The sequence below is a fragment of the Streptomyces sp. SAT1 genome, from assembly GCF_001654495.1.
GTDB lineage: Bacteria > Actinomycetota > Actinomycetes > Streptomycetales > Streptomycetaceae > Streptomyces > Streptomyces andamanensis.
This window is the reverse complement of sequence record NZ_CP015849.1, coordinates 20,107-42,607: the sequence shown is the minus strand read 5'-3', so window position 1 is coordinate 42,607 and position 22,501 is coordinate 20,107. Positions and strand designations below refer to the sequence as shown.

Below are 22,501 nucleotides of genomic sequence, written 5' to 3'. Positions count from 1 at the left end.
GCGGGGCCACGCCGCGTTCAGCCCTGCTTGGGGGCCGTGATGGGCATCAGCCGCAGTGTGAAGGAGTGACCGGCCGGATCGGCGTATCCGCGTTCCTCGTACGGGCCCGCCGGGTCCTTGGTCTCGACCGGCCGGCCGCCGAGGCCCACCACTCGCCGCTCGGCCTCGTCCAAGTCCTCGACGAAGAAGACCAGATGGGCCTGGAGGGAGTTCTCCGGGCGCGGCCAGCTGGGCGAGGTGGCGTTCAGGTCGCGGCGGAAGGCCAGCCGCAATCCGTCGGCGCCGCGCACCTCCACCAGGTTGGCGGACGCTTCCGTCTGCTTGCCCTCCAGCAACTGCTCGTAGAACGCGGAGAGTTTCTCGGGCTCGGCGCAGTCGAGGACCACGACACCCGCCTTCACCACTGCCATGCTTCCTCCCAGGGACGGCCTGCTTCTACGGATGTCCGCTGCCGTCGGATTCAGTCCGCGGGCGGCGGCGTGACTCCCGCCACCGGCCCGCCCGGACGAACAGGGCGGACAGGGCGGCCTGGACGGGCCGGTCCTACGCGGTCGAGGTGGCGCAGCGCGAGCAGGCCGCCCGCGCCAGGTACCAGGGCCAGGACCTTGGCGGGGGCCGGTGCCCGCCGAAGACGCCAGGTCGCGATCACCACGAACAGGTAGGCGCAGCCGTGGGTGGGGCCCGTCAGCGATGAGACGGGCTTGAGGTGGACGGTGAACAGGTTGGCCAGCATCACGGTCAGGGAGATCAGTTCGGCGTGCGCCGCGAGGCGCAGACGGCGCGGCGAGCGGAGGCGCACGGTCACACTCCCGTGGTGGAACCGGGCCGGACGATCATCAGCACCGTGACGGCGGCCCAGAGCAGGTTGAAGAGGCCGGTGACCATGGCGAGACGGCCGGGCTCCCAGGGGAGTCGAGTCCGCGAGTCGGAACCCGGCGTCTCGGCCAGCGCACACTCCTGGGCGGGCAGGATCAGCAGGCCCAGGACACCGGCGGCCGTCGCGGTCAACAGGATCGAGACGATCAGCCAGGCGTCGCCGAGGACGCCGAGACTGCTGGCTGTGGCCAGGCCGAACAGAGGCACCGCGATGCCGATGCCCGCGTAGACCCGGCAGATGCGGTGCAGCGTCCGCAGGGTCGTACGGGCGTCCTGATCGCCGGGAGCGCGGCGCAGCACTGCGGGGAACATGCTCGCGGCCACGGTGACCGGCCCGACGGTGACGAGGGCGGCGAGCACGTGCAAGGACAGGAGGAGTTTGTTCACGCCCGGCGCTCCGACGTGGACCGGCGCTCGCCGGTGACCTTCGGGGCCGGAAGGCGGCCCGCTCCGCAGGCGCCCCGGAGGGTGCGGCCGTCGACCGTGACGTCGAACGCCAGGTCAAGCCGCATGGGCCTGCTGACGGCCTGCGTCCAGGTGAGCCGGTCGCCGCCCTGGACGACGTCGTTCAGGGGTACGGGTACCTCCGCACCGGCTCCGTACGCGGTTCCGGTCAGGACGCAGACGCGTCGGCGGAGTTCGCCCACGGCCTCCATCCGGCGGATCGGGGCGGAGACGGCGAGGTGCCAAGTGTCTTCGACAGACATGCTGGTGTTCTTTCTGACGGTACGTCACAAACGGGTGAGGGTGTGTGGTCAGAGAACGGCGGGAGCCACCCCCCGGGCGCGCCACACGGTGCCGCGCCGCTCGTGGGCGAACAACTCCTCGACGGCGTGAGCGATACGAGGACCGACCTCGCGCTCCAGCAGATAGAGCCCGAGGTCGAGCCCCGAGGTGACACCGGCGCCGCTGACCAGGTCGCCGTCGTCCACGACACGCGCGCGGACCGCATGGGCGCCGGTGGCGTCGAGCATGTCCAGGCCCAGGTGGTGGGTGGTGGCGTGACGCCCCTCCAGCAGACCGGCCATGGCCAGGACGAGCGAGCCACCGCAGACGGTGGCGACCGTGACCGTCGGGTCGTCCATCGCCTGCCGCAGAAGCGCGGGGAGCCCGGTGGTCAGCGTGCGGCCCAGGAGCACCGGGACGGACGCGTCCTGCTGCGACACGTCGGCGCCTGCCTCGTCCTGCCTTGATCCGCCAGTGCCCGTCTCATCCTGCTTCGACCCGCCGGCGCCCGCCTCTTCCTCCGGCGGCTCGCCGGGTCCGCCGACGCGGCCGGAGGTCCCGGGCACCAGGAGCACGTCCGCCCGCCCCGGGTCGAGGACGCCGACGGCGCGCAGCGCCAGCCCCCCGGTGCCACTGATCACCTCGCGGGCACCCTCGGCGGAGACCAGCTCCACGGTCACCGCGCCGTCCGATGCCGTGCCGCCGGCATGCAGCACCTCATAGGGGGCGATGACATCGAGCGGGTCGAAGCCGTCGAACAGGACGATCTGGATGTGCATGGAGGGGTTCCTTCGACGAGGTTCCGGCTGTGACGCCACAGAAGTCAACCGTCCGTCGCCCCGGTCGCCCAGTGGCACAAGTGACAGGCTTCGACGGGAAAACGCCATGCGCTTCCCAGGGCCTCCGGAGTGCGGTGACCTGGTCCCACCCGGGCACCGGTTCGGGAACCCCGTGCCGTGAGGAGATAGGTTCCGGCCATGCACACCGTCGCGGTTCTCGCTCTGGATCAGGTGATCCCGTTCGACCTGTCCACCCCGATCGAGGTCTTCTCCCGGACACGCCTGCCCGACGGGCGGCCCGGCTACCGGGTCCGGGTGTGCGGCGAGCGCGACGAGATCGACGCCGGGGCCTTCACCCTGCGCGCCCCCTGGGACCTGTCGGCCCTCCGGGACGCGGACACGATCATCGTGCCGGGCGTCGCCGACGTCACCGCCCCGCTCTCTCCCGCCGTACACGACGCGCTGCGGTCGGCGGCTGCCGACGGCACCCGGATCGCCTCCCTCTGTGTGGGCGCCTTCCCTCTGGCCGCCACCGGGCTCCTCGACGGGCTGCGCGTCACGACCCACTGGCGTGCGGCCGGGCTGCTGGCCGAGCTCCACCCGGACATCGAGGTCGACCCGGACGTCCTCTACGTGGACAACGGCCAGTTCCTCACGTCGGCCGGCGCCGCCGCGGGCATGGACCTGTGTCTGCACATGATCCGCCGTGACTACGGCTCGGCCGTCGCCGCCGACGCCGCCCGCCTGTCCGTGATGCCTCTCGAACGGGAGGGCGGGCAGGCGCAGTTCATCGCCCATGACCACGTTCCCGTGCCGCAGGGCTCCGAGTGGGAGGCGCTGCTCACCTGGCTGCGCGAGAACCTCGCCCGCGATCTCACCCTGGCCGACATCGCCGAGCGGGCCGGGACCAGCACCCGCACCCTGATCCGGCGCTTCCGCGACCAGACCGGCACCACCCCGCTGCAATGGCTGCACCGGGCCCGCGTCCGCCAGGCGCAGCACCTCCTCGAAACCACGGAGCACTCCGTCGAACGCATCGGCGGTCAGGTCGGCTTCGGGTCGTCCACCACCTTCCGCGACCGCTTCAAGCGCACCACCGGTGTCAGCCCGCAGACCTACCGGCGCGCGTTCGGCTGAGCCGGGTGCATCCGCCCGCCCCGGCGGGCGGCGCACCGAGACCGGCGCAGGAACGTGGTGACGCACCTCACGTGGGCTGCCGGGAGCGGGACCGCTCGCGCGTCCGACTACTGACAGGACACCGCGGAACACCGCGCTTCCCCGGGCCCGTGCGATCAGGAGCCACAGTGAGCCAAGTCCCCGAAGGCGACAGCGCCTTCCCGCCTTCCGACGACGGCCGGGGAGGGCGCGGGGCGCCGCCGGCCGCCCTCTTCGGCTTCGTCCTGCTGCTGGTGCTGATGTTCGGTGCCGCCTACGGCGTCGGGCGCACCGCGGGGCCGGTCGCGCCGGGCCTGCACGGGACCGGGAGCGGCGGATCCGGCGGCCGGGGCGGCTCCGGTGACATGGGCGGCATGACCATGGACCACGGGAGCGGCGGCTGATGGGCGCCGGAACCATGCCGTCCCTGGCGGTCACCGACCTCGCGGTCGGCGGGATGACCTGCGCCGCGTGCGTACGGCGGGTGGAGAAGAAGCTGGCCGGGCTCGACGGCGTCAAGGCGAGCGTCAACCTCGCGACGGGCAGCGCCCGGGTCAGCCACCCGGCGGACATCAGCCCGCTGCGACTGGTGGCGGCCGTGGAACAGGCCGGATACACGGCGCGGCTCCCCGGGCCGGAGACCGGAAGAGGACGGGAGGACGACGAGCGGTCCGACGCGGAGCGCGTCGAACGGCAGCGGCTCGCGATCGTGGCCCTGCTGTCGCTCCCGGTGATCGTCCTGTCGATGGTGCCGTCGCTGCAGTTCCGCGACTGGCAGTGGCTGTGCCTCATGCTGGCCGCGCCGGTCGCCCTGTGGGGCGCGTGGCCCTTTCACGCGCGGGCGGTGCGCGGAGCCCGGTACGGCACGGCGACGATGGACTCCCTGGTCTCGCTCGGGGTGGCCGCCGCGTTCGCCTGGTCGGTGTACGCGCTGTTCCTCGGCGGCGCGGGCCGGGCCGGGATGCGGATGCCGTTCACCCTGGTGGCGTCCGGCTCCGACGGGGTCGCGCACCTGTATCTGGAGGCGGCGGTCGGGGTGCCGCTGTTCGTGCTGACGGGACGGCTCCTGGAGGCGCGTGCGCGACGGGGCACCGGGGCCGCGCTGCGGTCACTGGCCCGTCTCGGCGCCAAGGACGTGGCGGTCCGCGAGGGCCGCGTCGAGCGGCGCGTACCGATCGAGGACCTGACGGTGGGCGACACCTTCCTGGTACGTCCGGGGGAGCGCGTCGCGACCGACGGAGTCGTGGTGGAGGGGAGCTCGGCGGTCGACCAGGCCCTGGTGACCGGCGAGAGCGAGCCGGTGGAGGTGGGGCCGGGAGAGCGCGTGACCGGCGGCGCCGTCAACATGGGCGGGCGGCTCCTCGTACGGGCCACCTCGGTCGGCGCGGACACGCAACTGGCACGCATCGCCCGCTCGGTGGCCGACGCGCAGGCCGGGAAGGCACGTGTCCAGCGCCTCGCGGACTCCGTCGCCGGAGTGTTCGTGCCGGTGGTCCTCGCGCTCGCGGTGACGACGCTGGGCTTCTGGCTGGGCGCGGGAGCGGGAGTACAGGCGGCGGTCACCGCGTGCGTGGCGGTGCTGGTGGTGGCGTGTCCGTGCGCGCTGGGGCTCGCCACGCCCACCGCTCTGCTGGCCGCGACCGGCCGGGGCGCGCAACTGGGCGTGCTGGTGACCGGGCCGCGAGCGCTGGAGGGCCTGCGGCACATCGACACCGTGGTGCTGGACAAGACCGGCACGCTGACCTCGGGTCACATGAGTGTCGCCGCCGTCACGTCCGTGCCGGACGGACCCGCGCGGGACGAGGTGCTGCGGCTGGCCGCTGCGGTGGAGGACGCCTCCGAGCATCCGGTGGGCCGGGCGATCACCGCGCACGCGGCGCGTGTGCCGGCCGACGGGACGCCGCCCGCCGTACGGGACTTCGAGGCGATACCCGGCTTCGGGGTCCGCGGCCGGGTGGCGGAGCGTCTCGTCGAGGTGCGCACCGTCACCGCTGATCTCCCCGACGTACTCGTGGACGCCCTGCGTTCCGCCGAGGAGGCCGCGCACACCGCCGTACAGGTGCGGGTCGACGGTGCGCCCGTGGCGCTGATCGCGGTGGGGGACGTGGTCCGTGCGGGCAGCTACCGGGCCGTGGACCGGCTGCGCCGACTGGGCGTGCGTCCGGTCCTCGCCACCGGCGACCGCGAGGCCCCGGCCCGAGCGGTGGCGGCGCGACTGGCCATCGGCACTGTCCACGCCGCCTGCTCCCCCGAGGACAAGGCGGCGCTGGTCGCCGCCCTGCGGGCCGAGGGGCACCGGGTGGCCGTCGTGGGCGACGGCGTGAACGACGCGGCGGCGCTCGCCTCCGCCGACCTGGGGATCGCGATGGGCGCGGGCACGGACGTGGCGATCGGCGCCGCGGACGTGACGCTGGTGCGCGGTGACATCGAAGCACTGGCCGACGCGGTCCGCCTGGCCCGCGCCACACTCGCCACGATCCGCACCAATCTGGTGTGGGCGTTCGGCTACAACGTGGTCACCGTGCCGCTTGCCATGGTCGGCCTGCTCGATCCGATGCTCGCCGCGGCGGCGATGTCGGTCAGCTCGGTGCTGGTGGTCGCCAACAGCCTGCGGCTGCGCACCTGGCAGCCCGTGCCCGCCGCCGCCCGCAGGACGCACCAGACCCGTCAGCGGGCGAGGAGCGACCGGTGAGCGTGTCCGCATGCGGGACCGCGTCGGCTGCCGCGACGGTACGGCGCTTCGGGGCGTCCGCCCTCGCCGCCGCCGCTCCCGTGGCCGCGTGCCTGGTCGCGCTCGGCGCGCTGACCCTCTGGACCTCGCTCGGCTGTGCCGGTTCGCCTCCCGACCTCGGCGTGACCCGGGCCCGCGTCTTCCAGCCGACCGGCGGCACCCCGGACACGGCCGCGTTCTTCCGCGTCACGAACGAGGGCGGCACGGCGGACGAACTCATCGAGGTGACGGCGCCGTCGGTGCCGGACGGCATCGCGCTCAGCCGGCACCGGATGACACCGGACGGCGCGGCCTACCGGGAAAGGGCCGACCGGCTGTCCGTGCCCGCCCACGGCACGCTGGACATGTCACCGCTGTCGAGCGACGTGACCGTGCCCGCGAACCCGAAGTGGCGGGTGGGCGACCGCGTCTGGTTCGAACTGCGCTTCGCGCACAGCGGCACGGTGCGAGTGCGCGCACGGGTCGTACGCCCCGGACCGCTCGATTGACGGAATCGCTCCCGCGAACGCACGAACGCACGAACACATGAATCCGAGCGATCGGCAGGATCTCCTTCTTCCGGGAACTCTTCCCGGGCGCGGCCCGACCACTGATTCGGGAGCCGTCGCACACCCCCTGCCGTCCGTACGCCGAAGGAGCACACACATGCCCGTCCCGAGACGACTGGCCGCCGCAGCGGCCGCCCTGGCCCTGAGCCTTACCGCCGCCGCGTGCGGCGGCACATCTGGGACATCGGATGCATCCTCCACGTCAGACGGCGACGGAACGGCCGCCCAGCAAGGCGCCGCCCCGGCCTCCGGATACCCCGTGAAGATGGAGAACTGCGGCACGACCCAGGTCTTCGACAAGGCGCCCAGCCGGGTCGTCGTGATGAACGGCGCCTCCGTCGCCGAGGTCTCGACGCTGCTCGCCCTCGGCCTCGGCGACAGGATCACCGCGAACCAGCAGTCGTACGGCATGTCCGAGGTACCCGGCCGCGCCGAGGCGATCAAGAAGCTGCCGACCGGTGGCGTCCGGCAGAACGACGCCTTCGGCATCCCCCGCGAGTCGATGATCGGGCTGCGCCCCGACCTCGTCCTGTCGACGACGTCGTACGGCTTCGACGCCAAGAACGGATTCGCCACCCGCGACGAACTGAAGAACGTGGGTGCGCGTTCCTACATATCTCCCCAGGGCTGCCACGACGAGAACTCGAAGCTCACCATCGAGGACAGCTACCGCCTGCTGCGCGACATGGGACGCATCTTCCACGTGCCCGACCGCGCGGAGCGGATCATCGCCGCCTCGCGCAGGCACATCGACGCCGTCGCGGCGAAGGTGAAAGGCAGGAAGAAGCCGAACGTCATGATGCTGTTCACGAACATGACGATGGGCAGCAACGACTTCAGCGCCGTCGTGGCCAAGGGGATCTACAACGACATCCTCGGCAGGGCGGGCGCCACCAACGTGTTCGAGAACGCGTCGAAGACGTCGTTCGCCGACCTCAGCAAGGAGAAGGTGGCGGCCACCGCCGTCGACGCGCTCGTCGTCATCGCCTACCAGGACCCGAACCCCGCGGCCTACGCCGAGAAACTGTTCAAGGAGTTCCCCCAGTGGCCGGCCGCGAAGAACCACATGTACGTGACGCTGTCCGACTCGATCTATCTGAGCCCCGACAACGATCTGGCCGTGGAACGCCTCGCGAGGAAGCTCCACCCCGAAGCGTTCTGACGCCGCCGGGCCGCCACCGCGCCGTCCTCGCGCTCTGCGTCCTCCCGGTCGCCCTGGTGGCCGTGATGCTGGTGGCCGTCAGCATCGGCGCGGTCGACGTCCCGCTGGGCGAGGTGTGGCGGATCGTCTGGCACCACGTCACCGGCCTCGGACCGGCGTCCGACGACATCGCGACCGACCAGATCGTCTGGACGTTCCGCACCCCGCGCGTCGTACTCGCGGCCCTCGCCGGAGCCGGACTCGCCCTGTCCGGCGGGGTGCTGCAGACCGTGGTCGCCAACCCGCTGGCCGACCCCACCGTGCTCGGCTTCTCCTACGGAGCCGCCCTCGGCGCCGTCCTCGTCATCACCCTGGGCGGCGGAGCCGCCCTGTACGGCCTCGGTGTCCCGGCCGCGGCGTTCGCCGGATCGGTCGTCGCGGGTGCGCTCGTGTTCCGGCTCGGCCGGCGCCGTGGCCGGATGGCCCCCACCCGGCTCGTCCTGGCCGGGGTGGCGGTCGGCTACGTCTTCCTGTCGGCCACCAGCTACGTCCAGCTCCGGGCGACGCCCACCGAGCTGCGCACGGCCATGTTCTGGATGCTCGGCAGCGTGGCCGGCGCGCAGTGGCACCAACTGCCCGCCGTCGCCACGGTCGTCGCCGGTTCCACCGTGCTGCTCACGCTGTTCGGCCGCCGGCTCAACGTACTGCTCGCCGGTGACGAGACCGCCACCTCCCTGGGAACCGACGTCAACCGGCTCCGTACGGTCCTGCTGCTGGTGAGCGCGCTGCTCACCGGCTCGGTGATCGCGGTCGCGGGCGGCATCGGCTTCGTCGGCCTCATGATCCCGCATCTGGTACGGCTCTCCGTCGGCGCCGACCACCGCGGACTCCTGCCGCTGTCGGCCCTGCTCGGCGCGGTCTACCTGGTCCTGGTGGATCTGCTGTCCCGCACGCTGAACCGACCCGACGAACTCCCGCTGGGCATCCTCACCGCGCTCCTGGGCGCCCCGTTCTTCCTGTGGCTGCTGCGCCGCGACAAGGGTCTGGACTGAACACACGATGCGTCTCACCGTCGACCACCTCCACGTCACGCTCGACCGGCACCCGATCCTCCACGGCGTGGAACTGCGGGCCCGCCCCGGCGACCTCGTCGGCCTGGTCGGGCCCAACGGGAGCGGCAAGTCGACACTCCTGCGCGCCGTCTACCGCTCCCTGCGGCCCGACGGCGGTGCGGTCAGGGTGGGCGGTGAGGACATCTGGGAGCTGAGCCCCCGCGCCGCCGCACTGCGTACCGCCGCCGTCCTCCAGGACGGTACGGGCCACACCGGCGGGCTCACGGTCACCGAGACCGTCGCCCTGGGCCGCGCGCCCCACCACGGACCGCTGGGACGTGACGGACCGGGGGACCGGAGGGCTGTCGAGGACGCCATCGACCTGTGCGCCGTACGCCACCTGGCCCACCGCGACCACGCGTCACTGTCCGGCGGCGAACGCCAACGGGTGCTGCTGGCCAGGGCACTGGCCCAGCAGCCCCGTCTGCTGGTGCTGGACGAACTGACCAACCACCTCGACATCCGTGCCCGGTTCGAGCTCCTGCACCTGATCCGCTCCACCGGCACCACCACGCTCGCCGCCCTGCACGACCTCGACCTCGCGGCACGCTTCTGCGACCACCTCGTCGTGCTGGACCGGGGCGCCGTCGTGGCCGCCGGTCCCGTGCTCGACGTGCTCACCCCGGCCGTGCTCGCCGAGGTCTTCGGTGTGTCGGCGTCCGCGCGCCGCGAGGCCGACGGCGTGGTCAGGATCAGCTACGCCGCCGAACCGCTGGCTTCCGTGTCCCCGGCGCCGCGCTGAACGGATGGACGGGGACCGTACGCCGCAATCAGACAGCGCCCGAGGAAGCCGCCTCGTACCCGGCGCGCTCGATGGCGGAGCGCAGCAGCGCGTCGTCGAGGCGCGTCCCGGTCACCCGTACCGTGTCGCTCTTGAGGTCGACGGACACCTCGGTGACGCCGGGGACGGCGTTCACCTCCGCCGTGACACCGGCGGCGCAGTGCCCGCAGGTCATGCCGCTGACGCGGTAGTCGATTCGCTTCATGGCGCAACTCCTGGAACGGGGAGACGTGCGTGGGTCTCCGGCTGTGTGCGTGAGGGTCCGGCTCTCGGCCGGCCCCGGTCCTCCACGAGTCGGCCGGGACCGCGACCCGGTTCCCCTGTGCCGCGGGCGTCACTCCGACGGGCTACGCCCGACGACGGGCGCCCGCCGCGTGGGTCCGGCGCGGCGTTCCGGACGGATACATGGCCGATCGGGTGTTTTCCCCACCCGGTACGGCTCGCCGCGCACGGGTGGTGCCAAGATGTCGCCGTGTCCGTCAGCCGGGTGTCACGCGTCTCGCGCGCCGCGATGTTCGCGGCCGTGTGCGTCGTGCTCGCCGCCGCGGGCCACGTACTGATGTCCGGCTCCCCGCTGCCCTGGCCCGTACTGGCCCTGGCCCTCCTCGGTACCGCTCTGGCCGGTTGGGCGTTCGCCGGAAGCGAGCGCCGTCGGCGCACGGTGGTCGCGCTGACGCTGGCGACACAGACGTGTCTGCACATCGTGTTCACTCTGGCCCAGTCGGCCGCGAGTGTGCCGGCGGCACCACTAGGCACCCCTTCGGTGGGCGCCCGGGAGTGGGCCCGCGGCATGCTGTGCGGCGACCCGTCGCCCGAAGTGGCGGCCCGCGCCCACGACTTGGCGGTACGGACCGGACTCGCCCCTGGCACGCCCATGCCGCCCTCGCACGGACACGGCGCGATGGCGCACGACATGGCGGCCATGGCCGGCCAGACGACCATGGCCGGCATGCACCACATGGGCGGCATGTCGGCCACGGCTTCATGGGGCATGGTCGCCGCCCACGCGCTGGCCGCCCTGGTGTGCGGCGTGTGGCTGGCCCAGGGGGAGCGCGCGGTGTTCCGCGTCCTGCGGGCCGTGGCCGACCGGACCTTCGTACCGCTGCGGTTGGTCCTCGCCGTACTGCCGACCGCCCAGGTGCCCCCGCCGCCCCGTCGCGCCGTCGCCGTCGTACGACGCCTTCGCTCGCGGCTGCTCGTCCACACCCTCGCCACCCGAGGTCCCCCGGGAGCGCTCACTGTCGCATGACAGTACGCGCCACGCGTCCGGCGGCCGAGCGCTGCCCGGATGCGCTCCCGTGCACGCGCCCTGAGCGGCACGGCTTTTCCTCCGCCTTCCCGCGACGCGCTTTTGGACCTGCGGACACCTGTGCCGTCGGCCTGCCGCGCGCTCGGCGGGATCCGAGAAGGGACCTCGGGCAATGACTCCTGCCCCGCCCGCGGTGGCCGACGACACGGTCACCGCCATCGCCCTCGCCGCTGCGCGCGGTGACGGCGACGCCAGCGAACGCTTCGTACGCGCCCTCCAATGGGACGTACGCCGATTCGTGACCTACCTCGCCAAGGACGCGCAAGCGGCGGACGACCTCACCCAGGACACGTTCCTGCGCGCCCTGTCGAGCCTGCACCGTTTCGAGGGCCGGTCGTCGGCCCGCACATGGCTGCTGTCCATCGCACGCCGTGTGGTCGTCGACAGCCTGCGGCAGGCCGCCGTACGACCCCGTATCGCCGACACGTCCGACTGGCAGGGCGCCGCCGAACGGTCCCAGCCCCAGGGGCTGCCCGGCTTCGACGACGGTGTCGCGCTGATGGAGCTGGTCGACGGACTGCCGCCGGACCGGCGGGAGGCGTTCGTCCTCACCCAGCTCCTCGGCCTGTCCTACGCGGAGGCCGCCGCGCTCGGCGGGTGCCCGGTCGGCACCGTGCGCTCGCGTGTGTCACGAGCACGTTGCTCCTTGGCGAGCCGCCTCACGGACGTCCCCTCGGCGCCGGACGGCGTGACCGCACTGGTCACCGCCTGAGACCGCCCCGCACCGGGCCGACCCCTCACCTCGCCCCGCTCGGGACGCGAGGCTGAGGCGTCGGCCCGCCCCGGTCACGGCAGCCGGGCAGCGGCGGCGGAACTCACCGCCGAAGGCCGCCACGGCGGTCAGCGGAGCCCGATGGACTCACCCGCTGCCAGACGGCGGTACGGGGCCCCGGAGCCGGGGCCCTTGTCTCCCAGGAAGCCCTCGATCATCGCGGTGCCGATGTCGTTGAGGGCACCGTCGTGGATGGCGTACGTCTGCCGCGGTGCCACCGCCCGTACGTAGTCGATGAGCTGTCCGGTGGTGGACCAGGGGCCGTGGACGGGCAGCAGAAGGGTGTCGACGCCGGTGTCCGGGACGGTCAGGGCGTCACCGGGATGGAACAGGGCGTCGTCGACGAGGAAACCGATGTTCCCGATGCGGGGGATGTCGGGGTGGATGGGCGCGTGCCACGTCCCGTGGACCTTCACGTCGAAGCCGGCCGCGGTGAAGGTCTCGCCCTCGCCGACGGCCGTGACCCGGGAGCCGAGACCGTCCAGGTGCCGGGCGACGGAGGAGTTGGTCCAGATTCTCAGCGCCGGGTTGCTTCGAGCGGCTGAGCGGAGTGTCTCCTCGGAGAAGTGATCGAAGTGTTCGTGGGTGACCAGGACGGCGTCGGCGCGGTCCAGCGCGCGCGGGTCGGTCAGCCCGCCCGGGTCGACGACCAGGCGGCGGCCGTCCTTCTCGACGCGTACGCAGGCGTGGCCGAACTTGGTGAGCTGCATGGACATGTCTCTGACCCCTCGGAAAGTGTGCAACCTAGTTGTACAGCTACCTTACACAGATGGGTTACATACTTCGGCTAAGGTGGGGTCATGAGCGATGACGCGCTGGCTGAAGACCTGCGGCAGGCGATCGGCGAGCTGGTCCGCGCCGTACGAGCCGCGGACACCATGCCCTCCGGAGAGGCTGCCCTCCTCGGTCATCTCGACCGCGGCGGCCCGCTCACCACGGCCGACCTGGCCCAACTGCGCGGTGTGACCCACCAGGCGGCCGCCAAATCGGTGAAGGAACTCCTCGGCGACGGCCTGGTGCGCGCCGAACCCCACCCGACCGACGGCCGCAAGCTGCTGCTGCACATCACGGACACCGGCCGCGCCCGCCTCCAGGGGGAGCGCGCGCAGCGCGCCGTCTGGCTCAACACGGCCATCCGGGACACGCTCAGCCCCGACGAGCAGCGGCGACTCCGGGAGTGCGTTCCCCTGCTGCACCGCCTGACCGCCCGTATCACCCCGCAGCGCGGCCGGCTCTGCTGAGATGATGACCGAAGAGAGCCCCGAGGGGCGCCGGTTGGGTCGGCGCCCCTCGGTCCTTCATCGCCGCGCGAGTGCCGGGCCGGCGCCGCGCGTGTGCTGTTCTCCGGTCACTGCTCCTCGGAGCAGGTGCCCAGGACGGTCACCCAGATGTTGCCGTCGCCGGTGGTGCCGCTGTCCACCACCGTGGAGTAGCAGCCCGCCGGGAGCTTGTAGTCCGCGTTCGAGCGGGCGCCGTCCAGCGAGCTGCCGACCCCGGTGACGTAGACGTAGTAGGTGGACGCGTTCGCCGCCCCCGCCGTCACCGCCGCCGGAGCCGGTGCGGCACCGGCGGCCGCTGCCGGGGCGGCGAGCGCCACCCCGGCCAGCAGGGTCGCCGCGACTGCGGCGAGTGTGGTTGTCGCGAGCTTTCCGTTCACGGAGTCCTCCCGATCAATAACCCTGCGGCGCACGGTAGTGACGCCGCACGCATGAAATCTAGAGAGCAACTACACATGCCGCAACAGGAGTTGCACCCTGCGCAACCGCGAGTCATCGCCGCCGTTCCGGGGCGGAAGAAACCCCGTCTCCCCTTCCCGAAGGAGGATCTCGCCGCTTCCCTCGTCGTCTTCCTGGTGGCGCTGCCGCTGTGCGTCGGCGTGGCCGTCGCCTCCGGTGTGCCGGCCGAACTCGGTCTGGTCCCCGGCATCGCGGGCGGCATCGTGACCGGGCTGATGCGCGGCAGCAGCCTCCAGGTGTCAGGCCCGGCGGCTGGCATGACCGTGCTGGTCCTCAAGGCGGTCAAGGAGTCCGGGCTGCCGGTGCTCGGTGTGATCGCGCCGGTCAGCGGAGTGCTTCAGGCGGCCATGGGTCTGCTGCGGCTCGGCCGTTGCTTCCGGGCCGTCTCCGTCTCCGTCGTGGAGGGCAAGCTGGCCGGAATCGGCGTGGTCATCGTCGCGGGACAGCTGTACCCGGCGCTGGCCGCGAAGGCCCCCGAATCCGGGCTCGGCAAGATCACCGCACTGCCCGGCGCGTTGTGGGACGCCCTCGGCGGCGACGACTCCCTGGCGTCGCTCGCGGTGACAGCGGGGACGATCGCGGTGCTGCTGTGGAAGCACGCCCCGCCGAAGGTGCGCGCGGTACCCGGTCCGCCGACCGCGGTCGGGCTCGCCGCGCTGGCCGCGTTCGCGCTGGAGCTGCCCGTGGCCGCGGTGGAGGTGCGGGGCCTGCTCGGCTCGATCCAGCCCCAGCCGCTGAGCGCATTCGGTGAGCTGGCCGGGGCCGGGCTGCTGGGCACGGTCGTGGCCTTCACCCTGATCGCGTCCGCCGAGTCGCTGTTCGGCGCGGCGGCTGTGGACCGGCTGTACTCCGGGCCGCGCACCCAGTACAACCGGGAACTCGTCGCGCGGGGCGCGGGCACCCTGGACCACGCCTGCCGTACGGCCCTGGAGAACTGGGCGGCACGCCACAGTGCCGAGGGCACGGAGCCGGTGAAGCTGGTCAAGGCCGCCTGAGCACCGGCCCGTGGGCCCGGGACACCGGGACCTCCCGGTGTCCCGGGCCCACGGGCCGGCCGAACCGACCGGCACCTGATCCGCTAGCGGGCGCCTCGGGCCGCGCCGCGGAAGCCGACCATGCGGAAGATGCGCAGCTCACGCCGCACTCCCGGCAGCTCGGAGATCAGCAGGGCCAGGAGGGCGCCGCCCAGCAGCACCGCCTCAGCCGTCAGAATCCGTTTGGCCGTCATCGCCTCTCCCTGCTCGCTCGTGTCTGTGACGCCGTGCCGTGTCCGGTCAGCCGCTCATCTCATCCGGTCATCCCGGGGAGAGGTCCGGCATGACCTCCATGATCGTGTCGTGCCGCTTCCAGTGCACCCCGGTGGACCTGCGCGCGTCGGAGGTGCCGTCCTCGTGGTGTCCGGGCTGCTTCCGGTACGGGCCCGCGTTGCCCTGCCGGATACCGGAGACATGACTGGCTGTGTCGGGTCGCACATCGGGCTTGCCGATCCTGATCTCGCCCATGACATGTTCCTTCCTGTCGGATCTCCCGGCCTCCGGTGCCCGCGGGCCGTGCGGGCCGCCGCTCCGTCACGGCCGTTCGGTCAACTCCGAGAAGAACTGCTCGACGGCGGGCCAGACCCGGCCGCCGCCGGACAGGCCCCGCCATTCCCGGCGTACCAGAGCGACCAGCCGGTAGCAGTCGTCGACCGGCACGATCCAGTGGTGGCGCAGCCCGCGGGCGGTGTTCACCAGCAGCGCCTCCACCTCGGGTGCCACGGAGGCGAGATCGGTACACCGCGCGACCGCCTGCCGCCAGGCCGCGGGGTCCACCTCCCAGCGGGTGGCCCCTGCCGGGCTCGGGTAGTGCGCCGACACGGTGCCGTCCGCCCGGGGCACGAAGAAGGCCAGCCCCACGGGCACCCCGAGCGGCCCGGTCTCGACCGGCGGCAGCCGCAGTCGCCGCCGCCGGATCAGCCGGTAGTGGCCGTCACCGGCCTCCTTCTCCGCGAAGAGCAGCGAGCACGCCTGGCACGCGCACAGCGTTTCCTCACGGTCGGTGTCGTACAGATGGCGGTGGTCGGCGGTGACGGGTTCGCCGCACAGGTCACAGCGCTCCTCGGGGCCGCCGGTGGGCCGGTCGACGGACGAGCGGATGAGCCGGGCCAGCGTGCCGGTCACGACACGCCCTGGCGCTGGGCCGGCCGGCGCGTCAGCGCCTCGAGGGGGACGAACGCGCCCGCACCGGCCTCCGGCACCGGCTCGACCGCCGTCAGTTCCGGTGCCGCCGCGAGTACGGCCTCCCGGACGGCCTCCTCGACGCCGGTGGACGCGGAGCCGCAGCCGGAGCTGCAGCCGGGGGTCTTCAGCCGGACCCGGGCGGCCCGCTCGTCGACGTCGACCAGCTCCACGTCACCGCCACGCTCCTGCAGGACCGGCCGCAGCCGCTCCACGGCGCGGGCGGCCCGGCGCGCGGGCGGCTCCGGGTGGATGCCGTGCAGCACCAGCAGATGACCGAGCAGCTCGTCCGCGGCCAGCTGCTCTGTGAGCGCGTGTTCAGCGTGGCCCAGGACCCGGGCCAGGGCCTCGCCGTACACCTCGGTGAGCGCGCGCACGGCGTCCAGGGCCGCGCGGGCCGTGGGACCGGGCGCGTTCTCGACCTTCTCCAGCAGCTCGTCGACGCGGGCGATCCGTGCCGCGACCTCGCCGTCGCCGAGCCGCGGCGGCGTGCGCACCGGCTCAGCCATGGGAGGCGCCGTACATGGGGGAGTGCTGGGTGGTGAGCGTCCTGCCCTTGCCGAGGTACATGTGCACCCCGCAGGGCAGACAGGGGTCGAAGCTGCGGACGGTGCGCATGATGTCGACGCCCTTGAAGTCGTCCGGACCGTTCTCCTCGAAGATCGGCTGGCCCTGGACGGCGTCCTCGTAGGGCCCCGGAGTGCCGTAGCTGTCGCGGGGGCTGGCGTTCCACGGGGTCGGCGGATACGGGTGGTAGTTGGCGATCTTCTTGTCCTTGATGACCAGATGGTGCGAGAGCACCCCGCGCACGGCCTCGTGGAAGCCGCAGCCGATCGCCTCGTCGGGCACCTCGAAGTTCTCGAACACCTTGGTCTGCCCGGTCCGCACCAGCCCCATCGCCTCCTCCAGGAACTGGAGCGCCATCGCGGCCGCGTAGGCGACGAAGTAGGGACGGGCGCGGTTGCGCTCGATGGTGTTGCTCCACTGCGGGATGCGCCACTCCAGCGTGGCCTCCGGAAGCTTCTCGCTCCGGGGCAGCGAGATCTGGACGCTGTGCCCGGTGGCCTTGATGTACGGCGTGTCGACCAGGCCGTTCAGCGCGGTCGACCACAGGCGGGCGAGCGGGCCGCCGCCGGTGTCCAGGGCCAGGTGGTCGCCGCTCCTGCTGTCGTACCACCGCGGGCTCATCACCCAGCTGTAGGTGGAGTCGAAGTCCCGCTTCTGCGGCAGCGGCACCGTGGTCTGGTTCCACGGGTGGCGCATGTCGACGGGGTTGCCGAGCGGGTCGTGGGTGACGAACGGCTCCTGGCCGGCCCAGTCCTCGTAGTAGGAGCTGCCCAGCAGGATGCGCATGCCGAGGTTGATGTCGACGAGGTTGTTGGTGACCAGCTTGCCGTCGACGACGATGCCGGGGGTGACGTACATCGCCTTGCCCCACTCGTTCATCGTCTCGTAGCGGTAGTCGACGACGTCGGGGTTCTGCCACGCGCCCCAGCAGCCGAGCATGATGCGGCGGCGGCCGACCTCCTCGTAGCCGGGCAGGGCCTCGTAGAAGAAGTCGAAGACGTCGTCGTTCATCGCCACGGCCTGCTTGACGAAGTCCAGGACCCCCATCAGGCGGGACAGGTAGTCGGTGAACGTGCTGGGCTGCGGCATCGTGCCGACGCCGCCCGGATAGAGCGTCGACGGATGGACGTGCCGGCCCTCCATCAGGCAGAACATCTCCCGGGTGACCCGGCTGATCTTCAGGGCTTCCTTGTAGACCTCGCCCTCGAACGGGTTGAACGCCCGCATGATGTCGGCGATCGTCCGGTAGCCGTGCAACTGGCCGCGCGGTGCCTCGGTGCGCTCCGCCCGCGCCAGGACACCGGGGTTGGTCGCCTTGACCATCGCCTCGCAGAAGTCCACGAAGACCAGATTGTCCTGGAAGATGGTGTGGTCGAACATGTACTCGGCCGCTTCGCCGAGATTGACGATGTGCTCGGCCAGCGGCGGCGGCTTGACGCCGTAGGCCATCTGCTGGGCGTAGTCGGAACACGTCGTGTGGTTGTCGCCGCAGATGCCGCAGATGCGCGAGGTGATGAAACCGGCGTCGCGCGGGTCCTTGCCCTTCATGAACACCGAGTAGCCGCGGAACAGCGACGAGGTGCTGCGGCACTCCACCACCTCGCGGTTGGCGAAGTCGATCTTCGTGTAGATCCCGAGGTTGCCGATGATCCGGGTGATCGGGTCCCAGTTCATGTCCACGATCTGCGGAGGTTTCCGCCCGGCGGTACCGGCCCGGTCCTCGGTTGTGGTCATGTGTGTTCCTGCCCTCGCTGCTCGGTGCGGTCGTCGGTCGGTGCGGCGCGCCGTCTCACGCGCGCCAGTACGGGTCGTAGCCGGAGGTCAGGGCCGGCTCGTTGCGGCGCCACTTGGGCTCGCGGTTGACGGCGGCGTTGGTGATGCCGCGCATCCGGCGGATGAAGGCGCCGTACGGCTTGATGAGGAGGGACGACAGGCTGCCGCCCGCGGGTTCGTCCATGAACGGCATGAAGGTGTCCGGGAACCCGGGCATGGTGCAGCCGATGCAGATGCCGCCCACGTTCGGACAGCCGCCGATGCCCGACATCCAGCCGCGCTTGGGCACGTTGCAGTTGACGACCGGTCCCCAGCAGCCCACCTTCACCTGGCACTTGGGGGAGTTGTAGTCCTTGGCGAAGTCGGCCTGCTCGTAGTAGGCGGCGCGGTCGCAGCCCTCGTGCACGGTCTTGCCGAACAGCCACTGGGGGCGCAGCATGTGGTCCAGTGGGGGCGGCGGCGCGGTGCCCGCCGCGTGGTAGAGGACCCAGACGAGGGTCTCCATGAAGTTCTCCGGCTGGATGGGGCAGCCGGGGACGTTGACGATGGGCAGGCCGCCCTGCGACCTGAACTCCCAGCCCAGGTAGTCGGCCAGCCCCATCGAGCCGGTGGGGTTGCCCGCCATGGCGTGGATGCCGCCGAACGTCGCGCAGGTGCCGGCGGCGACCACCGCCCACGCCTTCGGGGCGAGCCGGTCGAGCCACCAGTTCAGGGTGAGCGGCTCGCCCGTCACCTCGTCGTTGCCGAAGGAGGTCCAGTAGCCGTCGCCCTGGATGATGTCCTGGTTCGGGATCGAGCCCTCGACGACCAGGATGAACGGCGCCAGTTCGCCGCGCAGCGCCGCGCGGAACGGGGCCAGGAACTCCTCGCCGCCCAGGGTGGGGGAGAGGACCTTGTTGTGCAGGTTCACCTTGGGCAGGCCGGGGACGAGGCCTTGGACCAGGTCCTCGATGGCCGGCTGGCCGGCCGCGGTGAGCGAGACGGTGTCGCCGTCGCAGCTCATGCCCTCGGAGATCCACAGGACGGTGACCTCGTCGAAGCCGTCACGCTTCTCGGAGCCGCCCGGTCCGGGGGCCGCGTCGTGTGTGCCGCTGTCGGTGGTCATGCTCCGGGCCTCCGCTCCAGTCGGTCGTGGCGCCGGTCGCAGGCCGCGGGCACCGGTGCCACGAGGGCGGGCGCGGGCGGCGGATCCGGCGCGCCGGGGTGCGGACGGACCGCCGCGGCCTGCTCGGCCTGCCGCGGGTCCCGTCCCGGGTGCTCGGCCTGCCGAAGCCGCCACGCCGTCCGGTGATCGCGCTTCAGCGTCTCAGGGGCAGCCATCGGGCCGTCCTTTCCCCGGCCCGTCGGCCAGTGGTCCGAGCGGCTCGACCTCGTCGGGCCGGAAGTGGTGGTAGCGGCCGTACCAGCTGTTCAGTTCCGCCGCCGGGTCGTCGTCCAGCGTGACGGCGAGATGCACGCTGCCGTCCACGTCGTGGAGGACCGCCGCGACCTCGGCGGTACGGCCGACCAGGAACATGTCCTGGGCGTCGGCGCCCCGGCCGCGCGGGCGCAGCCGCACCCGGCTGCCACCCCGCACGGGCGTGCCGTCGACGAGAACCGTGTCGGTGGTCGGCGACAGCCCGTCGTCGGCACCCTCCTGCCACCACACCGGCCGGCCGGCGAGGGCACCGGCCGGGCCGGCCGGGGTCACCGGCCGGGTCACGGGCGCGGACGGAGCCGGGGCCGGATCCAGTGAGCGGATGGCGCCGTGCAGCCGGGTCAGGATCTCCGGCGGCATGGTCTCGACCCGGTCGAGGATCCGGGCGGCACGCGGGTCGGTGGCGCGCGCCTCGCGCTTCTCCTCGTCGGTCAGCAGCAGGGTGCGCAGCGTCAGGATCTCGTCGATCTCCGCGGCGTCGTGGAGGTCACCCGGACTCTCCGGCGCCACCTGCGGGTGATCGGAGAGGATGATCGGCGCCGACAGCACGGCGCCCGCGGTGGACCCGTCTCCGGCTCCGGTGCCCGCGACATCCGGGGAAGGACGACCGGCCGTGGGAGGCTCGCCGCCTAGCACGGGGAAGGTGAACGCGTTGCGGCACTCGCCGGCGTGGAGCCGCAGTTCCTCCGGCGGGTCGATCAGCGAGACGAACCGCACACCGTCCCCGCCGACGAGCGTGTGCGCGGCGATCAGCGCGGTGCGCAGCGCCTCGCCGCGCGGCGCGCCCGCGACCGGAGCGGGGCCCGTGTTCTCGGTACGGATCCGGAGCCGGCAGACACCGTCGGCGACCCGCTCGGCCCGGACACCGGTGGACGCCTGGACGGCTGCGCGCCGCCGCACCACCCGTCCGGCGCCCCCGGGCAGCGACTCGACGTCCTCGCCGTCCGCCGCTCCCACCGGGAAGACGTTCTCGCGCCCCAGGAGGTCGTCGAGCGGGACGACGATCTCGTGTTCGCACGGCACCGCCTCGTCGAAGGTGAGATGCGTCGTGCCGTCGTCCGCGCGGATCGACGCGACCGGACGGCAGCGCTCTCCCCGGACGACCTCCTCGGCCTGCTTGTGCTGCCACTGGAGGTAGCGCACCCGCACCCGCACCACCGCGCCGGGCCGCTCGACGCGCAGCAGACACTCCGTCTGCTGGTACCAGGAGTCGGCGGACCCGGAGATGCCGGGACCGACCGGGCCGTCCCGCTCCACCCAGTCCCGGGGGAAGAGGACGCCGAACTGCCACCGCACCCGGTTCTTGGGCGAGGACCGGCGGTACGGGTAGAGCAGGTACCCCTCGTAGAGGACGGCGTCGGCGACGGCGCCGAGCAGTTCCAGGTCGCGTCCTGCCCGGTCCGGCGGCAGAGCCGGGCCGGTCGTCGCGGCGGTGCGCGCGCAACCGTCCTCGACCGGAACCTTCGCCATCCCGCCTCCTCGTCACCGTGCGTGCGCCATTCCTTCCACCACGGTCACCCCGCTCACGCGTTCCCGCCCTTCCGGCGTCTTCGCGTTGAGCCGTTCGGGGGAACGACCGGCGCGAGCGGCGGGGGGCGAGCCGCGGCGTGCCGCGATCGGCTGCCGGACAGGGCCCGTGCCGTACGCCGCAGGACCGCGGATCACGGGCGCCCGCGACTCTTCCCGGCGCAGACGGGTGAAGACCGCGCGCAACCAGGTGGTGGGAGGCGCCGGCACCCCCGCCCCGGAGGATCCTGGCCGCCGTGAGCGTCGTCGTCCTCAGGAGGTGGCCAAGACGTGCGGGTACTCGTGGCAGGCATCGGGAACGTCTTCCTCGGCGACGACGGCTTCGGCGTCGAGGTGGCGCGGCGGCTGCGGATCCGGGGCGCACTGCCGGAGGGCGTCGAACTCGTCGACGCCGGCATCCGCGGCATGCACCTGGCCTACCGGCTCCTCGACGGCTACGACGGCCTGCTGCTGATCGACACCATGCACGGCGACGGCCCGCCGGGGACGGTCTACCGGATCGAGCACGACCCGGACGCCCCGGCCCGGGGGAGCGGCCTCGACGGGCACGGCATGGACCCCGGTTCGGTGCTGGCTCTCCTCGGCGAGCTCGCCACCGCCAACGGCGTCCACCGCCCGGTGGGCCGGATCCTCCTCGTGGGCTGCGAACCGGCCACGCTGGACGAGCGCATGGGACTGTCCGCACCGGTCGCCGCCGCCGTCGGACCCGCGCTCCTGGCCGTCGACGAACTGCTGGCCCTGCTGCTGGAAAGCCCGGCGGAGCGGACCGGCGACAGACCGGAGCGATCGGCGGTGCGGCGTGTCACATGAGCACCGAGCCGCCGTACGGGTCGTAACGTTCCTGTCCTGACGGTCCGGCACCGACGCTCGCACCGGACGATTCCGCAGGTCCTCCTCCTCATGGCACGCAGGCCGGCCCGGCACCGGCCGCCCCACACACCCCGGGAATCCGCATGCACGAGTTGTCGATCGCGATGGCCGTGGTGGAGCAGGTCCAGGAAGCCGCGGCGGAACACGGACACGATGCCGCCTCGTCGGTGTCGCTGAGGCTCGGGGAACTCGCGGGCGTGGTGCCGGAGGCACTGCGCTTCAGCTTCGGGCTCGCCGCCGCCGGCACGGTGCTGGAGGGCGCCCGGCTGTGCATCGAGCAGGTGCCGGGGCGGGCGCGGTGCGCGAGCTGCGACACCGAGTGGGCCACCGGCGTGCCCCCGTCCCTGTGGTGCCCGAGGTGCCGGGGCTCCGCGGCCGACCTGGTGTCCGGACGGGAACTGCAGATCGCCGAAGTCCGATGGACCGCCCGCACCGACCCCCCCGGTAACCGCATCGCCCCATGAG

Annotated in this window: 27 protein-coding genes and 1 pseudogene; 13 read left to right on the top strand and 15 right to left on the bottom strand. The window is 72.6% G+C overall.

Going from position 1 to position 22,501, the window contains the following annotated elements:
• Positions 1–17: 17 nt before the first annotated feature.
• From A8713_RS00215 to A8713_RS00195, 5 genes are read right to left on the bottom strand one after another with little or no spacing between them, the layout of a single operon-like run.
• Positions 18–410: a VOC family protein gene (locus A8713_RS00215; RefSeq protein ID WP_064530816.1), complete on the bottom strand. Its 393-nt coding sequence runs from the start codon at positions 408–410 to the stop codon at positions 18–20.
• Between the two features lie 50 nt (positions 411–460).
• Positions 461–805, bottom strand: coding sequence for a hypothetical protein (locus A8713_RS00210; RefSeq protein WP_064530815.1), 345 nt, complete (start codon positions 803–805; stop codon positions 461–463).
• A complete protein-coding gene (locus A8713_RS00205) occupies positions 802–1,263 on the bottom strand; it encodes a hypothetical protein (RefSeq protein ID WP_064530814.1) in 462 nt (153 codons plus the stop codon). The genes A8713_RS00210 and A8713_RS00205 overlap by 4 nt, the downstream gene beginning before the upstream one ends.
• Positions 1,260–1,583, bottom strand: a complete 324-nt coding sequence (locus tag A8713_RS00200) for a hypothetical protein (protein WP_064530813.1) — start codon at positions 1,581–1,583, stop codon at positions 1,260–1,262. Before A8713_RS00200 ends, A8713_RS00205 begins: the two co-directional genes overlap by 4 nt.
• Before the next feature lie 48 nt (positions 1,584–1,631).
• Positions 1,632–2,381, bottom strand: a complete 750-nt coding sequence (locus A8713_RS00195; RefSeq protein WP_064530812.1) for a DJ-1/PfpI family protein — start codon at positions 2,379–2,381, stop codon at positions 1,632–1,634.
• 198 nt (positions 2,382–2,579) lie between these two features.
• On the opposite strand from A8713_RS00195, the gene A8713_RS00190 reads away from it, so the two are divergent.
• From A8713_RS00190 to A8713_RS00160, 7 genes are all read left to right on the top strand, one after another.
• Entirely contained in the window at positions 2,580–3,518 is a 939-nt protein-coding gene (locus tag A8713_RS00190; RefSeq protein ID WP_064530811.1) for a GlxA family transcriptional regulator, read from the top strand.
• Between the two features lie 167 nt (positions 3,519–3,685).
• Positions 3,686–3,940, top strand: a complete 255-nt coding sequence (locus A8713_RS00185; protein ID WP_064530810.1) for a hypothetical protein — start codon at positions 3,686–3,688, stop codon at positions 3,938–3,940.
• The gene (locus tag A8713_RS00180) at positions 3,940–6,228 is read left to right on the top strand and encodes a heavy metal translocating P-type ATPase (RefSeq protein WP_064530809.1); all 2,289 of its coding nucleotides are present in this window, start codon (positions 3,940–3,942) and stop codon (positions 6,226–6,228) included. The genes A8713_RS00185 and A8713_RS00180 overlap by 1 nt, the downstream gene beginning before the upstream one ends.
• Positions 6,225–6,755 carry a copper chaperone PCu(A)C gene (locus A8713_RS00175; protein ID WP_064530808.1) on the top strand — a complete coding sequence of 177 codons (531 nt, stop codon included), beginning with the start codon at positions 6,225–6,227 and terminating at the stop codon, positions 6,753–6,755. Before A8713_RS00180 ends, A8713_RS00175 begins: the two co-directional genes overlap by 4 nt.
• A 157-nt stretch (positions 6,756–6,912) precedes the next feature.
• Positions 6,913–7,977, top strand: a complete 1,065-nt coding sequence (locus A8713_RS00170; protein WP_064530807.1) for an ABC transporter substrate-binding protein — start codon at positions 6,913–6,915, stop codon at positions 7,975–7,977.
• A gap of 65 nt (positions 7,978–8,042) precedes the next feature.
• On the top strand, positions 8,043–9,008 hold the full coding sequence (locus tag A8713_RS00165; RefSeq protein ID WP_064537149.1) for a FecCD family ABC transporter permease: 966 nt from the start codon (positions 8,043–8,045) through the stop codon (positions 9,006–9,008).
• A gap of 7 nt (positions 9,009–9,015) precedes the next feature.
• Complete coding sequence (locus A8713_RS00160; protein WP_064530806.1) at positions 9,016–9,810, top strand: ABC transporter ATP-binding protein; 795 nt, start codon at positions 9,016–9,018, stop codon at positions 9,808–9,810.
• A gap of 28 nt (positions 9,811–9,838) precedes the next feature.
• On the opposite strand, the gene A8713_RS00155 is transcribed toward A8713_RS00160, so the two are convergent.
• Positions 9,839–10,054 (bottom strand): heavy-metal-associated domain-containing protein, encoded by a 216-nt coding sequence (locus A8713_RS00155; RefSeq protein WP_064530805.1) that lies wholly within the window; start codon positions 10,052–10,054, stop codon positions 9,839–9,841.
• Positions 10,055–10,321: 267 nt separating this feature from the next.
• On the opposite strand from A8713_RS00155, the gene A8713_RS00150 reads away from it, so the two are divergent.
• Both A8713_RS00150 and A8713_RS00145 read left to right on the top strand, forming a co-directional pair.
• A complete protein-coding gene (locus A8713_RS00150; RefSeq protein ID WP_064530804.1) occupies positions 10,322–11,098 on the top strand; it encodes a hypothetical protein in 777 nt (258 codons plus the stop codon).
• A gap of 172 nt (positions 11,099–11,270) precedes the next feature.
• Positions 11,271–11,870 carry a sigma-70 family RNA polymerase sigma factor gene (locus A8713_RS00145; RefSeq protein WP_064530803.1) on the top strand — a complete coding sequence of 200 codons (600 nt, stop codon included), beginning with the start codon at positions 11,271–11,273 and terminating at the stop codon, positions 11,868–11,870.
• A gap of 128 nt (positions 11,871–11,998) precedes the next feature.
• Here the strand turns inward: A8713_RS00145 and A8713_RS00140 are convergent, their stop codons facing one another.
• Positions 11,999–12,640 (bottom strand): MBL fold metallo-hydrolase, encoded by a 642-nt coding sequence (locus A8713_RS00140; protein ID WP_064537148.1) that lies wholly within the window; start codon positions 12,638–12,640, stop codon positions 11,999–12,001.
• A gap of 90 nt (positions 12,641–12,730) precedes the next feature.
• Here A8713_RS00140 and A8713_RS00135 point away from each other — a divergent pair, with 90 nt between their 5' ends.
• Positions 12,731–13,171, top strand: a complete 441-nt coding sequence (locus A8713_RS00135; protein ID WP_064530802.1) for a MarR family winged helix-turn-helix transcriptional regulator — start codon at positions 12,731–12,733, stop codon at positions 13,169–13,171.
• A gap of 107 nt (positions 13,172–13,278) precedes the next feature.
• Here the strand turns inward: A8713_RS00135 and A8713_RS00130 are convergent, their stop codons facing one another.
• A complete protein-coding gene (locus tag A8713_RS00130; RefSeq protein ID WP_064530801.1) occupies positions 13,279–13,587 on the bottom strand; it encodes a hypothetical protein in 309 nt (102 codons plus the stop codon).
• A gap of 75 nt (positions 13,588–13,662) precedes the next feature.
• Between A8713_RS00130 and A8713_RS00125 the strand changes: the two are divergent.
• Positions 13,663–14,565, top strand: a pseudogene (locus A8713_RS00125) (SulP family inorganic anion transporter); the annotation flags it as partial.
• 179 nt (positions 14,566–14,744) lie between these two features.
• Here the strand turns inward: A8713_RS00125 and A8713_RS33715 are convergent.
• The 7 genes from A8713_RS33715 to A8713_RS00095 form a co-directional block, all read right to left on the bottom strand.
• Positions 14,745–14,894, bottom strand: a complete 150-nt coding sequence (locus A8713_RS33715; protein WP_173860787.1) for a hypothetical protein — start codon at positions 14,892–14,894, stop codon at positions 14,745–14,747.
• Positions 14,895–14,961: 67 nt separating this feature from the next.
• A complete protein-coding gene (locus tag A8713_RS00120; RefSeq protein WP_064530800.1) occupies positions 14,962–15,168 on the bottom strand; it encodes a hypothetical protein in 207 nt (68 codons plus the stop codon).
• Between the two features lie 66 nt (positions 15,169–15,234).
• Complete coding sequence (locus A8713_RS00115) at positions 15,235–15,825, bottom strand: DUF5947 family protein (protein WP_064530799.1); 591 nt, start codon at positions 15,823–15,825, stop codon at positions 15,235–15,237.
• Complete coding sequence (locus A8713_RS00110) at positions 15,822–16,391, bottom strand: NifU family protein (RefSeq protein ID WP_064530798.1); 570 nt, start codon at positions 16,389–16,391, stop codon at positions 15,822–15,824. The genes A8713_RS00115 and A8713_RS00110 overlap by 4 nt, the downstream gene beginning before the upstream one ends.
• Positions 16,384–18,183, bottom strand: coding sequence for a nickel-dependent hydrogenase large subunit (locus A8713_RS00105; RefSeq protein ID WP_064530797.1), 1,800 nt, complete (start codon positions 18,181–18,183; stop codon positions 16,384–16,386). The genes A8713_RS00110 and A8713_RS00105 overlap by 8 nt, the downstream gene beginning before the upstream one ends.
• A gap of 55 nt (positions 18,184–18,238) precedes the next feature.
• Positions 18,239–19,327, bottom strand: coding sequence for a hydrogenase expression protein HypE (locus A8713_RS00100; protein ID WP_064530796.1), 1,089 nt, complete (start codon positions 19,325–19,327; stop codon positions 18,239–18,241).
• A 201-nt stretch (positions 19,328–19,528) separates the two neighbouring features.
• On the bottom strand, positions 19,529–21,109 hold the full coding sequence (locus A8713_RS00095; RefSeq protein ID WP_064530795.1) for a hypothetical protein: 1,581 nt from the start codon (positions 21,107–21,109) through the stop codon (positions 19,529–19,531).
• A 327-nt stretch (positions 21,110–21,436) separates the two neighbouring features.
• Here A8713_RS00095 and A8713_RS00090 point away from each other — a divergent pair, with 327 nt between their 5' ends.
• Together A8713_RS00090 and hypA are read left to right on the top strand one after the other, a co-directional pair.
• Positions 21,437–21,976, top strand: coding sequence for a hydrogenase maturation protease (locus A8713_RS00090; protein WP_064530794.1), 540 nt, complete (start codon positions 21,437–21,439; stop codon positions 21,974–21,976).
• A 143-nt stretch (positions 21,977–22,119) separates the two neighbouring features.
• Positions 22,120–22,500, top strand: a complete 381-nt coding sequence (hypA, locus tag A8713_RS00085) for a hydrogenase maturation nickel metallochaperone HypA (protein ID WP_064530793.1) — start codon at positions 22,120–22,122, stop codon at positions 22,498–22,500.
• Position 22,501 lies beyond the last annotated feature (1 nt).

Bases quoted from the DNA above. Each gene is read 5' to 3' on its own strand.
- A8713_RS00215 (WP_064530816.1), bottom strand. From the start codon at position 410: ATGGCAGTGGTGAAGGCGGGTGTCGTGGTCCTCGACTGCGCCGAGCCC.
- A8713_RS00200 (WP_064530813.1), bottom strand. From the start codon at position 1,583: ATGTCTGTCGAAGACACTTGGCACCTCGCCGTCTCCGCCCCGATCCGC.
- A8713_RS00195 (WP_064530812.1), bottom strand. From the start codon at position 2,381: ATGCACATCCAGATCGTCCTGTTCGACGGCTTCGACCCGCTCGATGTC.
- A8713_RS00190 (WP_064530811.1), top strand. From the start codon at position 2,580: ATGCACACCGTCGCGGTTCTCGCTCTGGATCAGGTGATCCCGTTCGAC.
- A8713_RS00180 (WP_064530809.1), top strand. From the start codon at position 3,940: ATGGGCGCCGGAACCATGCCGTCCCTGGCGGTCACCGACCTCGCGGTC.
- A8713_RS00170 (WP_064530807.1), top strand. From the start codon at position 6,913: ATGCCCGTCCCGAGACGACTGGCCGCCGCAGCGGCCGCCCTGGCCCTG.
- A8713_RS00165 (WP_064537149.1), top strand. From the start codon at position 8,043: ATGCTGGTGGCCGTCAGCATCGGCGCGGTCGACGTCCCGCTGGGCGAG.
- A8713_RS00160 (WP_064530806.1), top strand. From the start codon at position 9,016: ATGCGTCTCACCGTCGACCACCTCCACGTCACGCTCGACCGGCACCCG.
- A8713_RS00155 (WP_064530805.1), bottom strand. From the start codon at position 10,054: ATGAAGCGAATCGACTACCGCGTCAGCGGCATGACCTGCGGGCACTGC.
- A8713_RS00145 (WP_064530803.1), top strand. From the start codon at position 11,271: ATGACTCCTGCCCCGCCCGCGGTGGCCGACGACACGGTCACCGCCATC.
- A8713_RS00140 (WP_064537148.1), bottom strand. From the start codon at position 12,640: ATGCAGCTCACCAAGTTCGGCCACGCCTGCGTACGCGTCGAGAAGGAC.
- A8713_RS00135 (WP_064530802.1), top strand. From the start codon at position 12,731: ATGAGCGATGACGCGCTGGCTGAAGACCTGCGGCAGGCGATCGGCGAG.
- A8713_RS33715 (WP_173860787.1), bottom strand. From the start codon at position 14,894: ATGACGGCCAAACGGATTCTGACGGCTGAGGCGGTGCTGCTGGGCGGC.
- A8713_RS00120 (WP_064530800.1), bottom strand. From the start codon at position 15,168: ATGGGCGAGATCAGGATCGGCAAGCCCGATGTGCGACCCGACACAGCC.
- A8713_RS00110 (WP_064530798.1), bottom strand. From the start codon at position 16,391: ATGGCTGAGCCGGTGCGCACGCCGCCGCGGCTCGGCGACGGCGAGGTC.
- A8713_RS00105 (WP_064530797.1), bottom strand. From the start codon at position 18,183: ATGACCACAACCGAGGACCGGGCCGGTACCGCCGGGCGGAAACCTCCG.
- A8713_RS00100 (WP_064530796.1), bottom strand. From the start codon at position 19,327: ATGACCACCGACAGCGGCACACACGACGCGGCCCCCGGACCGGGCGGC.
- A8713_RS00095 (WP_064530795.1), bottom strand. From the start codon at position 21,109: ATGGCGAAGGTTCCGGTCGAGGACGGTTGCGCGCGCACCGCCGCGACG.
- hypA (WP_064530793.1), top strand. From the start codon at position 22,120: ATGCACGAGTTGTCGATCGCGATGGCCGTGGTGGAGCAGGTCCAGGAA.